Annotated in this window: 13 protein-coding genes; 12 read left to right on the top strand and 1 reads right to left on the bottom strand. The window is 29.6% G+C overall.

Features of this window, described 5'->3' with window-relative positions:
• Positions 1 to 220: 220 nt before the first annotated feature.
• The 5 genes from EHV01_RS00655 to dnaJ all read left to right on the top strand — a co-directional run bounded on the left by EHV01_RS00655 (position 221) and on the right by dnaJ (position 7,131).
• Positions 221 to 2,362: an ATP-dependent Clp protease ATP-binding subunit gene (locus tag EHV01_RS00655; protein WP_422065748.1), complete on the top strand. Its 2,142-nt coding sequence runs from the start codon at positions 221 to 223 to the stop codon at positions 2,360 to 2,362.
• A gap of 87 nt (positions 2,363 to 2,449) precedes the next feature.
• Positions 2,450 to 3,511: a heat-inducible transcriptional repressor HrcA gene (gene hrcA / locus EHV01_RS00650; RefSeq protein ID WP_415745611.1), complete on the top strand. Its 1,062-nt coding sequence runs from the start codon at positions 2,450 to 2,452 to the stop codon at positions 3,509 to 3,511.
• Positions 3,504 to 4,127 (top strand): nucleotide exchange factor GrpE, encoded by a 624-nt coding sequence (locus EHV01_RS00645; protein WP_422065747.1) that lies wholly within the window; start codon positions 3,504 to 3,506, stop codon positions 4,125 to 4,127. The genes hrcA and EHV01_RS00645 overlap by 8 nt, the downstream gene beginning before the upstream one ends.
• A gap of 28 nt (positions 4,128 to 4,155) precedes the next feature.
• A complete protein-coding gene (gene dnaK / locus EHV01_RS00640; protein WP_422065746.1) occupies positions 4,156 to 5,937 on the top strand; it encodes a molecular chaperone DnaK in 1,782 nt (593 codons plus the stop codon).
• A gap of 66 nt (positions 5,938 to 6,003) precedes the next feature.
• On the top strand, positions 6,004 to 7,131 hold the full coding sequence (gene dnaJ / locus EHV01_RS00635) for a molecular chaperone DnaJ (protein ID WP_422065745.1): 1,128 nt from the start codon (positions 6,004 to 6,006) through the stop codon (positions 7,129 to 7,131).
• Positions 7,132 to 7,180: 49 nt separating this feature from the next.
• Here dnaJ and EHV01_RS00630 read toward each other — a convergent pair whose 3' ends face one another.
• The gene (locus EHV01_RS00630; RefSeq protein ID WP_415745615.1) at positions 7,181 to 7,507 is read right to left on the bottom strand and encodes a rhodanese-like domain-containing protein; all 327 of its coding nucleotides are present in this window, start codon (positions 7,505 to 7,507) and stop codon (positions 7,181 to 7,183) included.
• Between the two features lie 106 nt (positions 7,508 to 7,613).
• Between EHV01_RS00630 and EHV01_RS00625 the strand changes: the two genes are divergently transcribed.
• The 7 genes from EHV01_RS00625 (at position 7,614) to EHV01_RS00595 (ending at position 14,592) form a co-directional block, all read left to right on the top strand.
• A complete protein-coding gene (locus EHV01_RS00625; RefSeq protein ID WP_422065744.1) occupies positions 7,614 to 9,719 on the top strand; it encodes a polyribonucleotide nucleotidyltransferase in 2,106 nt (701 codons plus the stop codon).
• 79 nt (positions 9,720 to 9,798) lie between these two features.
• Positions 9,799 to 10,803: a phosphate acyltransferase PlsX gene (gene plsX, locus EHV01_RS00620; RefSeq protein ID WP_415745617.1), complete on the top strand. Its 1,005-nt coding sequence runs from the start codon at positions 9,799 to 9,801 to the stop codon at positions 10,801 to 10,803.
• Positions 10,804 to 10,810: 7 nt separating this feature from the next.
• A complete protein-coding gene (gene rnc / locus EHV01_RS00615) occupies positions 10,811 to 11,560 on the top strand; it encodes a ribonuclease III (RefSeq protein WP_422065743.1) in 750 nt (249 codons plus the stop codon).
• Positions 11,561 to 11,607: 47 nt separating this feature from the next.
• Entirely contained in the window at positions 11,608 to 12,030 is a 423-nt protein-coding gene (locus EHV01_RS00610) for a hypothetical protein (protein ID WP_422065742.1), read from the top strand.
• A 90-nt stretch (positions 12,031 to 12,120) separates the two neighbouring features.
• Entirely contained in the window at positions 12,121 to 12,576 is a 456-nt protein-coding gene (locus EHV01_RS00605; protein WP_422065741.1) for a hypothetical protein, read from the top strand.
• The gene (locus EHV01_RS00600) at positions 12,566 to 13,984 is read left to right on the top strand and encodes a hypothetical protein (RefSeq protein ID WP_422065740.1); all 1,419 of its coding nucleotides are present in this window, start codon (positions 12,566 to 12,568) and stop codon (positions 13,982 to 13,984) included. The genes EHV01_RS00605 and EHV01_RS00600 overlap by 11 nt, the downstream gene beginning before the upstream one ends.
• Before the next feature lie 296 nt (positions 13,985 to 14,280).
• Positions 14,281 to 14,592, top strand: a complete 312-nt coding sequence (locus EHV01_RS00595; RefSeq protein WP_422065739.1) for a hypothetical protein — start codon at positions 14,281 to 14,283, stop codon at positions 14,590 to 14,592.
• Positions 14,593 to 14,691 lie beyond the last annotated feature (99 nt).

The raw sequence follows: 14,691 nt of genomic DNA, 5'->3' as shown, positions 1-14,691 counted from the left end.
WTTAAAAATTTAAAGCAAAATCATAATCTTACACAAAATTAGTTTTCAAATTGTCATATTGATGATTTTTTTTATTTCATCAAGAGTTTTCGACAAAATTAAAGATTATTTTTAAAAATTTAGCAGTATTTAATTGACTTTGCTAATCAGTATGATAATATATAATTGTAAAATTAGCAAACAATCATATAGAGTGCTAAAAATTAAAGGAGGCAAAAGTATGGATTTAACACAACAATATGAACCAGGTAAAGATCCAAAAGTTCTTGAAAAATTTGCCAAAAATCTTAATAAAGAGGCTCTTGCTGGAAAATTAGACCCAATTATTGGGCGTGAAGATGAAATTAATAGAGTAATTCGAATTTTATCACGAAGAAAAAAAAATAATCCGGTCTTAATTGGTGAACCTGGTGTTGGGAAAACAGCGATTGTTGAAGGACTAGCACAGCGAATTGTTAAAGGTGATATTCCTAGTAATTTAAAAAATAAAACAATATATGAATTAGATATGGGAGCATTAATTGCTGGTGCGAAATTTCAAGGTGAATTTGAAGAACGTTTAAAAGCGGTTTTAAATAAAGTTAAAGAATCAAATGGCGATATTATTTTATTTATTGATGAGTTGCATTTAATTGTGGGAGCTGGTAAGACACAAGGTAGTATGGATGCTAGTAATTTATTAAAACCAATGTTAGCGCGTGGCGATTTGCATTGTATTGGTGCAACGACTTTAGATGAACATCGTTTATATATTGAAAAAGATGCTGCGTTAGAGCGACGCTTTCAAAAAGTAGTTGTCAGTGAATTAACCATTGATGAAAGTATTTCAATTTTACGAGGTTTAAAAGAACGATTTGAAACCTTTCATGGGGTTAAAATTCATGATAATGCTTTAGTTGCATCAGTTAACTTATCGTCTCGATACATTACTGACCGGTTTTTGCCAGATAAAGCAATTGACTTAATTGATGAAGCTTCTGCAACAATTAAAACAGAAATTGCATCAGTTCCAACCGAATTAGATAATTTAAATCGGCGAATTGTTCAGTTAGAAATTGAAAAAGCAGCTTTGCAAAAAGAAACTGATAAGGCATCTAATGAACGGTTAGTTGATATTGAAAATGAATTGAAACCATTAAAAGCAAAACAACAAAAATTAGATATTCAATGAAATTCGGAAAAAGAAAGTATTACTAAATTAAAAAACTTAAAATCACAAGTTGAACAATTGAAGAAAGAGTTAGAGCAAGCGCAATTAATTGGTGATTTTAATCGTGCTGGTGAAATTCAATATGCTTTATTACCAAAACTAGAAAAACAATTACATGAACAAGAAAAACAAGCTTCAGGTTCACATCTTTTGAAAGAAGATGTAACTGAGCGTGATATTGCTGCAATTGTTGGAAAGTGAACTGGTATTCCAGTTGACCGTTTAGTAGAAACAGAAAAGGCAAAATTATTAAATTTAAGTAAGATTTTACGGCGTCGTGTTCGCGGTCAAAACGAAGCAATTCAAGTAGTTGCTGATGCAATTATTCGTAGTCGAAGTGGAATTAAAGACCCAAATAAACCAATTGGTAGTTTCTTATTTTTAGGACCAACAGGAGTTGGGAAAACAGAAGTTGCCCGTAGTTTAGCATATGTTCTTTTTAACTCAGAAAAACAAATGGTACGATTAGATATGTCTGAATATATGGAAAAACATTCAGTAAGTAAATTAATTGGGGCGCCACCAGGTTATGTTGGTCATGAACAGGGTGGACAATTAACCGAGGCTGTTCGTCGAAGCCCATATTCAATTGTTTTATTTGATGAAATTGAAAAAGCACATCCTGATATTTTAAATATTTTGTTGCAAATTTTAGAAGATGGTCGTTTAACTGATTCATTAGGTAAAACTGTTGATTTTAAAAATACAATTATTATTATGACTTCTAATATTGGGTCAGAATATTTATTAAATGAAAATAATGATGGTGTTGGTTTATTAATTCAAAAAGAATTAGCTAGAAAATTTAAACCAGAGTTTTTAAATCGAATTGATAATGTTGTGACCTTTAATGCTTTATCAGAAGATGTTATTAAAGAAATTATTGAAAAAGAATTAGCTGAATTAACACAACGAATTGAAAATAGTAAAAACATTCGTATTAGTTATTCTGAAAAAGTATTAGAAAAAATTTTAAACGAAGGATATGATCGTGAATTTGGAGCACGGCCAATTAAGCGATATATTCAACGAAATCTTGAATCGTTAATTGCGCATGCTATTATTTCAGAAGAAGTTCAAGAGGGTAAATCTTATACAATTGATGTAGTTAAGAACGAAATGGTTATTAAGAATAGCACAAAATTAAATTAGCACTTGCATTCTTTAAATGATAAATTTATAATATTAATTGTTAGCACTATTTAGTGTTAATTGCCAAATATTTATAAGAATTGTAGAATGGAAGTGCTGCTGGTGTTAACCCAACGACAAGAAAACATTTTAAAAGTAATTGTAGAAGAATACACAAAAACAGCACAGCCTGTTGGAAGTAAAGTTATTATGGCTTCGTCCTTAATAGATTCTTCTTCTGCAACAATTCGTAATGAATGTGCAATTTTAGAAAAAGAAGGTTTTTTAGAAAAAGAACATGCTTCATCGGGAAGAATTCCATCAACAAAAGGTTATCGTTATTATGTTGATAACTTGATGGTTGAGAAAAATATTGATGATATTAAAAACCGGATTGAAGCCTTATTTGTTAATCGAAATATGTCAATTAATGATATTCTTGATCAAACAGGCCAAATTTTAAGTGAAATGACAAATTTAACAACAGTTGTTGTTGGTCCAAACTTTCAAGAAGAATTATTAAAAAAAATTGAATTATTGCCAATTTCTGAAACACAAGCAGTTGTTGTCTTTGTTTTAACAAATGGGCATGTTGAGAATAAAATGTTTACAATTGATAAAAATAGTTCAATGAATGATTTAAAAATTTCTGTTGAATTATTTAATACACGGTTAGAAAATACTAAAATAACTGATATTCCAACAAAATTTGAGGTAATTCGTCCAATTTTAGAACAACAAGTAAAACATTATGAATATATTTTAAAACAATTTGTTAACGCTTTAACAAGTATTGTTAAACCAAGTTATTCAACACATGGGATTCAATATATGCTCCAAAATCCGGAATATAATAACCCAGAACGAATTAAACAAGTTATTCGTTTAATTGAAACAATTTCACCGTTTGATTATTTTAAAAAACAACAGAATAACCCAAGCGAAAATCTTGTTTCAATTCAAATTGGAAATGAAACAGGGTTTAACAATGATGATATGGCTTTGTTGACAACAACTTATAAGGTTGATGATATGCAAGAAGGAGGAATTGCTTTAGTAGGGCCAAAGCGGTTAGAATATGATAAGCTTTATGAAGTTCTTGAATGATTAGCTTATCGGATTAAAGAAGCATATCAAAAAGAAGATAGAGAGGGTGAGATTAATGAGTAATGAAAAAAATGATAAATCTTCGCCAAACCAATTAAAAGAAAAAATTCAACAATTACGGAAAGAATTAGCAAATAATCAACCTGCTGATTCACCGTCAGAACCAGGGAAAACAGCAACAGCACCGACAGCTGAAGCAAATAATTTGGCAGTTATTGAAGATTTAGAACATGAAATTGATTTATTGTTAAAAGACAATTTACGCTTGCGAGAAGAAAAATTATTAGTTTTAGCTGATGGTGAAAATTTAAAGAAAAGAATTCATGAAGAAGTTGCTGATATTAAACGTTATCGTTCAGCAGGGATGGCAGAAAAATTATTGCCAACATTAGATAACTTTGAACGTGCTTTGCAAGTTACTAATGTAACATCAGAAGTGAAAAACTTTTTAACAGGGTTTGAAATGATTTATCTTATGTTTAAAACGGTTTTTGAAGAAGAAGGTATTACCGCAATGGAGACAAAAGTAGGAGAACACTTTAATTCTAATTTCCATTCGGCAATTGAAATTATTGAAACAACTGATGTTTCATCAGGATGTATTGTTAAAATTTTACAAAAAGGATATATGATTCATGATCGTGTCTTACGTCATGCATCAGTGCAAGTTGCAAAATAACTAATTTAAGAGAGGAAGGTATGATAATATGGCAAAAATTATTGGTATTGATTTAGGAACAACAAATTCATGTGTTGCTGTGATGGAAGGAAAAGATTTTAAAGTTTTAGAAAATCCCGAAGGGCAACGAACAACACCATCAGTTGTTTCATTTAAAAATGAAGAAATTATTGTGGGAGATGCGGCAAAACGGCAAGCAGTAACAAACCCAAATACAATTAGTTCGATTAAACGTAAAATGGGGACATCAGACAAAGTTCATGTTAATAATAAAGATTATAGTCCTGAACAAATTTCTGCTGAAATTTTACGTTATTTAAAAAACTATGCTGAGAAAAAATTAGGACAAAAAGTTTCAAAAGCAGTTATTACTGTTCCGGCTTATTTTAATGACGCACAACGACAAGCAACAAAAGATGCTGGAAAAATTGCTGGATTAGAAGTTGAAAGAATTATTAATGAACCAACTGCGGCAGCATTAGCTTATGGAATTGATAAAGTTGATAAAGAGCAAAAAGTTTTAGTATTTGACTTAGGGGGAGGAACTTTTGATGTTTCAATCTTAGATTTAGCAGATGGAACATTTGAGGTTTTAGCAACCGCTGGGGATAATCATTTAGGAGGAGATGACTTTGATGAAATTATTATTCAATGAATGGTTGATGAATTTAAAAAAGATAATGGTATTGATTTAAAAACAGATAAAATGGCAATGCAACGATTGAAAGAAGAAGCAGAAAAAGCGAAAAAAAATCTTTCTTCACAATTACAAACTGAAATTACAGCACCATTTATTACTGCGCGTGATGGAAATCCATTACATTTAAACCTAACATTAACAAGAGCAAAATTTGATGAAATGACAAAAAACCTTGTTCAACGAACAATTGAACCAGTTCGTAAAGCATTAGCTGATGCAAAATTAAAACCTAGTGATTTAGACCAAGTTTTACTAGTGGGAGGAAGTACGAGAATTCCAGCGGTACAAGAAGTTATTAAACATGAATTAGGAAAAGAACCAAACCGCACAATTAATCCTGATGAAGTTGTTGCAATTGGTGCAGCAATTCAAGGGGGAGTTTTAGCTGGTGATATAAAAGATGTCTTATTATTAGATGTTACACCATTATCATTAGGTATTGAAACATTAGGAGGAGTCTCAACTGTTTTAATTCCTCGTAATACCACAATTCCAACATCAAAATCACAAGTGTTTTCAACCGCTGCTGATAATCAACCAGCTGTTGATATTCATGTTTTACAAGGGGAACGTAAAATGGCAGCAGATAATAAATCATTAGGACGATTCCAATTGTCTGGGATTGAACCAGCACCAAAAGGAATTCCCCAAATTGAAGTTAAGTTTTCAATTGATGCAAACGGAATTGTATCAGTTACTGCAAAAGATTTAAAAACAAGTAAAGAACAATCAGTTACCATTACTAATGGTGGTGGTTTAACAGAAGAAGAAATTCAACGAATGATTAATGAAGCAGAACAAAATAAAGATAAAGATGAGCAAAAATTAAAAAACATTGAATTGCGTAATAAGGCAGAGTCATATCTTTCAACAATTACACAAGCTTTAGAAGGAAATAAGGATAAAATGGATCCTGAACAGTTAAAAGCTTCTGAAGAAATGGCCAAAGAAATTAAAGAATTGTTAGAAAAAGAAGATTATGCTGGTTTAGAAGCAAAAATGGCAGCATTAGAACAAGCAATGGCTGAAGCTTCAAAATTTATGAATGACCAACAAGGTGATCAATCTGAACCAGAAGTTATGAATGATGATGACAAAAAAGATAAATAAGACAATAATGATGACTAAAATTTTTTTAGTTATCTTTTCTTTAAAAGAGAAAGTAGGAAGATGGTAATGGGAAAACGAGACTATTATGAAGTATTGGGCGTTAATCGTAATGCCACTGATGATGAAATTAAACGTGCTTTTCGACAATTAGCAAAAAAATATCATCCTGATGTTTCAAAAGAGAAAGATGCCGAAGCAAAGTTTAAGGAAATTAATGAAGCTTATGAAGTTTTATCTGATCCAAATAAACGTCGCAATTATGATCAGTTTGGTCATGCTGGAACTGACCCCAATGGTTTTGGTGGCTTTAGTCATGGTTTTAGTAGTACGGGAGATTTTGAAGATATTTTCTCTGGTGGTTTTGGTGATATTTTTGAAAACTTTTTTGGTGGTGGTAAAAAACGCCGTGGTTTTAGTAATCAACCAATTAGAGGGGAAAATATTGCTGCACGTGTTACATTAACGTTAAAAGAACAAATGTTTGGGAAGAAAATAAACCTAGATTTAAATATTGATAAAAAATGTGAAATGTGTGATGGAACTGGAGCAAAAGACCCTAAAAAAGACATTCATACTTGTACAACTTGTGATGGTTATGGTTATGTTAACCTTGAACAGCGTAGTATTTTTGGTGTGATTCAATCACAGCAACCTTGTCCTGATTGTAAAGGGCGCGGAAAAGTAATTACTAATAAATGTTCAAAATGTAAAGGTCAAGGGAATTATCGTGGGAAAGAAACAGTAGAAATTGAGTTACCGAAATCAATTTATGAAAATCAACAGTTACGAATTCGTGAAAAAGGAAACTACGGTCTAAATAATGGCCCACGGGGAGATATTTATTTAGAAATTTCAGTAAAACCAAATAAATATTTTAAGCGGGTTAATGATAACCTTCATTTAAATTTACCAGTATCTTATTTAGATGCTTTACTAGAAGCTGAAATTAAAGTTCCAACTTTTGATGGGGATGTTCATTTGAAATTACCACCAAATACAAAAACAAATAGTATTTTTAATATTCCAAATCATGGGTTTTTCAAATCACCAACATCGACAAAACGAGGAGATTTAATTGTTAATGTGATTGTAACAATTCCAACAAAATTATCGCCAGAAGAAAAAACAATTTTACAAAAGTTAAGAAATAATAGTTCGTTTAAAATTACTGATGATTTCTATGAGGATTTATAATTATTAAAAAAAGTTTTAAGCATGATATTAATATCATGCTTAAAACTTTTTATTTTTTTGTTTCTTGTTCTTTTCAACGGTAATAACCATAAATCCCAGTTCTTAAAACATAAGCATTATGATATCCTAATTGTCGTAATTCTAATGCTGCTTCACTACTGCGATTACCACCATTACATAATGTAATAATTAATTGGTTTTTGTTTGATAAGTAACGGGATGGATCTTGGAGCAAATCAAAAATATAAACATTGATTGAATTTGGAATTTGTCGTAACGCTTTAAATTCAATCTCAGTGCGGACATCTAATAATAAAGCTTGTTCTTTTTGTGTTTCAAAGATTTCATTATCCATATAGACTGTTTTTTGGTTCATTGTGTACTCCTTATTTTTTTGTATATTTATATCATATCGTAAATATAAAATAATATGTGATAAAATTAAGAAGATTAAGTATCACAGAGAGGAATTAAGAGTTTTGATGGCAAAACAAGTATTTAAAAAAATAATAAATAATCAGGAACTAATTGTTGAGCATGGCCAATTAGCAAAACAAGCAAGTGGTTCAATTTTAGTACGTTATGGTGATACTGTTGTTTTAGTAACCGCAACAGTTAATAACAAACTTAGTGAAGGTGATTTTTTTCCTTTAACAGTTGTTTTTCAAGAAAAATTATATTCAGTCGGAAAAATTCCGAGTGGATTTTTAAAACGAGAAGGGAAGCCATCTGAATATGGTACTTTATCAGCACGAGTAATTGACCGTGCTTTACGGCCATTATTTTCAGAAAATTTTCGTAATGAAGTTCAAATTGTTATTAATGTTCTTGCTGTTGATAATGATCATGATGTGCGGGTGATTAGTTTATTTGCGGCATCATTAGCACTTAGTATTTCTAAAATTCCATTTGCTGGCCCAGTAGCGGGAACATTAGTAACTGTTGATCAAAATAATATTATTATTAATCCAACATTAAAACAAATTAATAATGGCAAAATGGAATTAATTGTTGCTGGAACAGCGGAGGCAATTAATATGGTTGAAGCGGGGGCAAAAGAAGTTTCTGAAAGTTTAATGTTGCAAGCAATTTTAGCGGGACATGATGTTATTCGACAATTAATTACTTTTCAGCATGAAATTATTGCAAAAGTTGGGGTACCAAAAATGGAAGTTGAATTGTTTCAAATTCGTTCTGAAATTATTACTTATGTTAATAACAATTATGCAAAAGAGTTAATTACAGCTGCTCGAATTAAAGAAAAAACAAAACGTTATGAAAAAATTGAACATTTAGTTGAACAAGCAATTAATAATTATTCTATTCCAGTTCCACTTTCAGAAAAAGAACAGAAAAAATTGACTCTAGAATTAAAAACAGCTTTACATAATATTATTCGTCAAGAAGTGCGTTGCCAAATTTTAATTGCTAAAACACGCTTAGATGGCCGAAAATTAGATCAAATTCGCCCATTAAGTAGTGAAATTGATATATTACCAGTTGTTCATGGTAGTGCTTTGTTCACTAGGGGTGAAACACAAGTTTTATCAGTTGTAACATTAGGTGCATTAGGTGAAAATCAAATTATTGATGGAATTACCGATGAAGAAGGTAAACGTTTTATGCATCATTATAACTTTCCACCATTTTCAGTTGGTGAAACTGGGCGGATGGGTCCTCCTTCACGACGAGAAATTGGTCATGGCGCATTAGGAGAAAAAGCATTATTACAAATTATTCCTAGCGAAAAAGTGTTTCCATATACAATTCGTATTGTTTCCGAAGTTTTAGAATCAAATGGTAGTACTTCCCAAGCATCAATTTGTGCTGCTACATTAGCTCTAATGGCGGCTGGAGTGCCAATTATAGCGCCAGTAGTTGGGATTGCAATGGGTTTAATTAAAGAAAAAAATAACTATACTATTTTAACTGATATTCAAGGGATGGAAGATCATCTTGGCGATATGGACTTTAAAGTAGCCGGAACTGCAAAGGGAATTTGTGCCTTACAAATGGACATTAAAATTGCAGGAATTAATAAGGCAATTCTCCAAGAAGCTTTAGAAGCGGCAAAAGAAGCACGGTTAACAATTTTAGATAATGTTTTAGCAACTATTTCTGAACCACGAGCACATTTAGCACCAACAGCACCAAAAATGAAAACATTTATGATTCCTGTTGATAAGATTCGGGAAGTTATTGGTCCGGGTGGTAAAATGATTACAGCTATTATTGAAAAATCAGATGATGTTAAAATCGATATTGAGGATGATGGCCAAGTGACAATTTACCATAGAGAAAGCACAGCGATTGAAAAAGCATATCAGTTAATCAAAGCAATTGCAATGCCAGTTATTGTTGGTGAAGAAATAATTGGACCAGTTGTTAAAATTGAAAAATTTGGTGTTTTTGTTAATTTAAAAGAAAATATTGATGGTTTAATTCATATTTCTAAATTAGCTAAACAACATGTTGAAAAAGCAGAAGATATTGTTCAATTAAACGATATTGTTAAAGTTAAAGTAATAGAAATTGATGGGAAAGGGAAAATTAAGTTACAATTAATTGAAATATTACCTAAAAAGTAACTTAATTTTTTAATGTTGGTTCTTAAATAAATAACTAAAATATTTGTTATAATTAAATAAGGAGTTAGGAGATTTAATTATGAGTAAAATTGCAATTGATATGATGGGAACTGATTTAGGCATTAAACCAATTATTGACGCTTTGAAAGTTTTTATGAAGAAATATGACGATGTTACTTTTATTTTAATTGGAGCTGAGAAGGAACTGAAGGCTGCCACCGCAGCAGCAAAGTTAGATAATACAAAATATGAAATTTTTGCTACAACAGAAGTAATTGCAATGACAGAAGGTATGATGGAGGTTCGTCGTAAACCAAATAGTTCAATGGTTCGTGGAACTGAATTATTGCGTGATCAAAAAGTAGATGCTTTGGTATCTGGTGGTTCAACTGCAGCTTTTTTAGCAGCGTGTCATTTTATTGTGGGAGAAATTTCCGGAGTTTCACGGCCAGCTTTTATGCCTTTTATTCCAACACTTAACAAGGGAAAGTCTGTTTTAATGCTAGATGTTGGTGCTAATTTAGAAAATGATGCCCAAGATCTTGTTAATTTTGCAATTATGGCTAGTGTTTATGCGCAAGAAATTATGCATAATCCAAAACCAAGTGTGGCAATCTTAAATATTGGTGAAGAAGCATCAAAAGGAAAAGATTATCATAAAGAAGCTTATAAATTATTAGCAAATAATAAAAATATTTTTTTTAAAGGAAATATTGAGCCACGTGATATTACTAGTGATGTTGTTGATATTATTGTAACAGATGGTTTTACTGGTAATATTGCTCTAAAAACATTGGAAGGAATGGCAAAAAATTTAATGGGTGTTATTAAACATGAATTAACAAAGAATTTTTATCGAAAATTAAAAGCTTTTTCGTTACGAAAAGCTTTTCAGGGAGTTCGTGAAACCTTTGATTATCGAAATAATGCAGCAGCATTAGTCTTAGGATTAAGAGCAATTGCTGTTAAAACACATGGTAGTAGTGATGAAAAATCATGAATTAGTACTTTAGAATTAACTCGTACCGCAGTTGTCAATAATTTTGTGCAAAAAATGACAGTTAAATTGTTAAAGGGGGATTAATTATACGATGCAGTTTATAAACAAACAGCCAGAACAACTTTTTTTCGAGTTAAAAGCTTTTTTTAAACAGTATTATGTTTTTATTAAAAAACCACAATATTATTTAGAAGCCTTAACTCATAATTCTTATGCAAATGAAAATAATTTAAGTTATACTTATCAACGAATGGAATTTTTGGGTGATGCAATTTTAGCAAAAGAAATTTCCTTATACTTATTTTTAATTTTTCCTGATAAAAATGAAGGTGAAATTACTAATTTACGTAGTAAAATTGTTCGGGAAGGAACATTAGCAGAATTAGTTCGTCGAATGAATTGAGCGCCTTTCTTATTATTAGGAAAAGGAGAAATTAAAACAAAAGGATATGAAAAAAATCGTATTTTAGCTGATATTTATGAGTCAATGATTGCTGCATTATATCTTGATTTGGGTGAAGAAGTTGTTTGTAATTTTATTAATGACACCCTTATTCAAATGGTTTCTAATCCTGGTTTTTTTGATCAAATTCGAGATTACAAAACGGAATTACAAGAATTTTTACAAGCTGGTGATGCACGAACATTAGAATATAAATTAATTAAAGAATCACCACCATTAGAAGGAAATCGAGTTTTATATACTGTGGTTGCAGAAATTGGGGGAATTCGTTATGGCGAAGGATGCGGTTATACTCATAAAGAAGCTGAGCAATTAGCTGCTCGTGATGCGCTACAAAAATTAGCAACAAAATCAAAATATCATTTCGAAAATAAATAACAATGTAATATGACTAAACTAATTTAAGTATATGGAGATGAAAAGTAATGATGATAAGACATTTGTTTAAGAATTTTTGATTAAGTTTTACTAGAAATAGTTTACAAGTTTTAGACCTATTTTTAATGTTAGGAATTATTATTACCTTGTTTGGGGGAATGATTATGTCAAGCAGTTTAAGTACGGTTCAATTAGCATTAATTGGTAATGACTTGTATGATACTAATATTTCATTTCAATTTAATTATAATTTAAAAATTGTTTCAAACCATCAAAATTTATCATATGGTTTAAACAATATTAATTATATTAATGAGGATGGAGATTTAGACAATAATAAAGTAGAAAGTACTTATTTTCAGTTAAAACCAAATGGCAAAGATACTTATCAAATTGTATTGGATTCAGAAAGTAACCAGTCAGGAAAATGGCTTGCTTCAAATAGTTCAAATTCATATTTTATGGAATAGTTAAAGGAAAACGGTGAAGTAATATTAAACTTTAATACTAATATTGTTCCTGATAGTGTTTATTTTTTTAGTAATGATGATTATCATGAATTGATTAGTTATTTACAAAATCCAGCAAACTTAATTCCATTCGTAAGTTCACCAGATAATCCTAGATTAGTCACAGATACATTAATTTTTACTAATGCTTATAAGGATTTTAGTACAAATCAGAAACGAATTTATGACTTACAAACTCGTCTTTTAAATTCTGTTATTATTGGTTCAGTTGCTGATCGTGCTCTAATGAGTGAAACAATGCGACTTTACGATATTTTTAAAGCAGAAAACTTTTATATTCAAAGTGTGCAACCATATTATTGGACAATACCAATTATGGTAAAAGGAAATTATCAAGATTTTTTAAATTATCAGGTAAGCGATGATTATCCTCCAATTATTATTAATAATTCTTATGCTTTACATAATAAAATCAAGATTAATGATCTTTTTAATATTTATGGTTACCAATATCGTGTGATTGGTTTTGCCACAAATGCTTATTAATAGTGCAGCAAATGAGTCATCTTTTATTTATAATTCATATTTATGACTTCGTGGTCCTGAATATACAAATTTATTAACAAAAATCACTAATGATGCACCACAGCTTATTAACAGCATAATTAGTATTCACGCTGCTTTTGCATCAACAGAACTAAATCCTGGTTTTTTGCATGTTCAAAATAGTTGAAGTGATATTGCAAATGTTTATGATAATGCTACTTTTTCACGTTCTGCAGTTGCTTATACACCATTACATCATATGAAAAAACTTATTAAAAATAAAGAAGATATTATTTGGTCAATTTTAATTGCAATTTCATTATTATTAATAATTTCATCTTTCATTATGATTAGTATGATTGTTAATAAACTATTATTATTAAACCGGGGAATTATTAGTAATTTAAAAGTACAAGGATACGGAACGGGAACAATTGCGTTTTTACTTCTTTCTTGTTTTTTATTATTAATGTTTATTATTTCTTCATTATCATTAATAACAAGTTGAATCTTCTCTTTTATCTTAAATATTACTTATCAAGGTTTTTTAGAATTTACTACTTATATTTCAGTTCCCCCTTGGTGATTAATAGTTGGAAAATATTTGTTACCTAGTTTTGTTGTTTGTTTCTATGCTTTTTTATTCATTATTATTGAAGTGTCATGACCAACATTAATTTTACTAAAACCAAAAGTAGTTAAAACACGAATTCCAAAAGGTCATCATTTATTACATTTAAACTTTAAATATAAAATTAGTCTTAAATTTGTGTTAGATGCTAAGTGAAAATTATTATTAACACTTGTTGTAACAACGTTAACCGGAGCAATGTTGTTTACAGGATTAACAACAATTATTAATTTTATTCAAATTAATCTTAATTTAAAAACAAATGCAAATTGGAAGTATGTTTATCGTTATGATAATAATTATAATTATGGTGCTAGTGAAACACCACCATATGATTATTTAGTTTATGAAAATCCCGGGGCAGTTAAAGAACCGGATGTTTCTGGATATTATTTATTACAACCCGAAATACGACAATTTACAGAAGAATTAGTATTAAAAAAATATAATACTTTTGGTTTTGGTGATCCAGTATGTGGGCCATTTGTTGGTGACAGTAATATTATTAAGTCGTTTAAATACAAATGATTTAAAGCAAGATCTTATGAATGATATGTTGAAAATTGTAAAGATACCCAGTATTATGAACAAATTACCAAATTTATTAAGAGAACAGTTTATGAATATTTTATTAATCAACTAAGTAAGGAAGATGGAATTATTACGATAGGTTATCAACCAATTATTTATGGTCCATATCAATCAGAAATTTTTGCAAATACCGAAAATTTATATGCACGAGAAGCAATAAACTATAGTTTATTAGAACAGTTTTAAACGAATATCAAATTGCTAACACAAATTCAAAAATTGATTTATCAATTCCAACCTTTTATCGGAATTTTATTAGTCATAGAAATTTAAAAAGTCTATATGATAGTGCTATTGAATTTTATGATTATAAAAATAATACAACGTTATTTTACCCAAATGTTGAGAAAAAAACAGATATTAATTGATTCTTTAATAAAATTAAGAGTTTTGATTAACCTGATGATGATAGTTTATTACGAGCAACACAAACTAATCGTTTTAGTTCAGTTGTTAATTATGCGATTTTGCAAGTTAATGAAATGAAAAAATTAATTCAAAGTAAAAAATGATTTCATGGTAAAAATCCTAATTGAGATCCAAAAAATTATCGGATTCAATTATACCCAATTATTATTAATCATGCTTATCGTTATTTAAATAATATTAATATTGGTGACATTTTATTAGATAATTTTAATGATCGAAGTGCGATATTTTATATTGTTGTTGATCAATTTGATAATGGAATGAAAAATATGTTTTTAATTAATAAGTATAATAATCAACGCTTAACGCCAAAACGTTTAGCAAACCTATATTCAGCATTACGCGATAATAGACTTCTTGCATAACCTAGTTATTTTAAAATTCCTATAAAATATATTTAAAATAGAAATTATAGGAATCTAAAATTATGAAATTTGATAAATTTGATTTTATTAATGANATTA

Origin of the sequence: Spiroplasma sp. hy2 (assembly GCF_044714365.1) — a bacterium.
GTDB classification, from domain to species: domain Bacteria; phylum Bacillota_I; class Bacilli_A; order Mycoplasmatales; family Mycoplasmataceae; genus Spiroplasma; species Spiroplasma phoeniceum.
The sequence above is the reverse complement of the archived record's forward strand: the minus strand, read 5'-3'. Positions and strand labels throughout refer to the sequence as shown.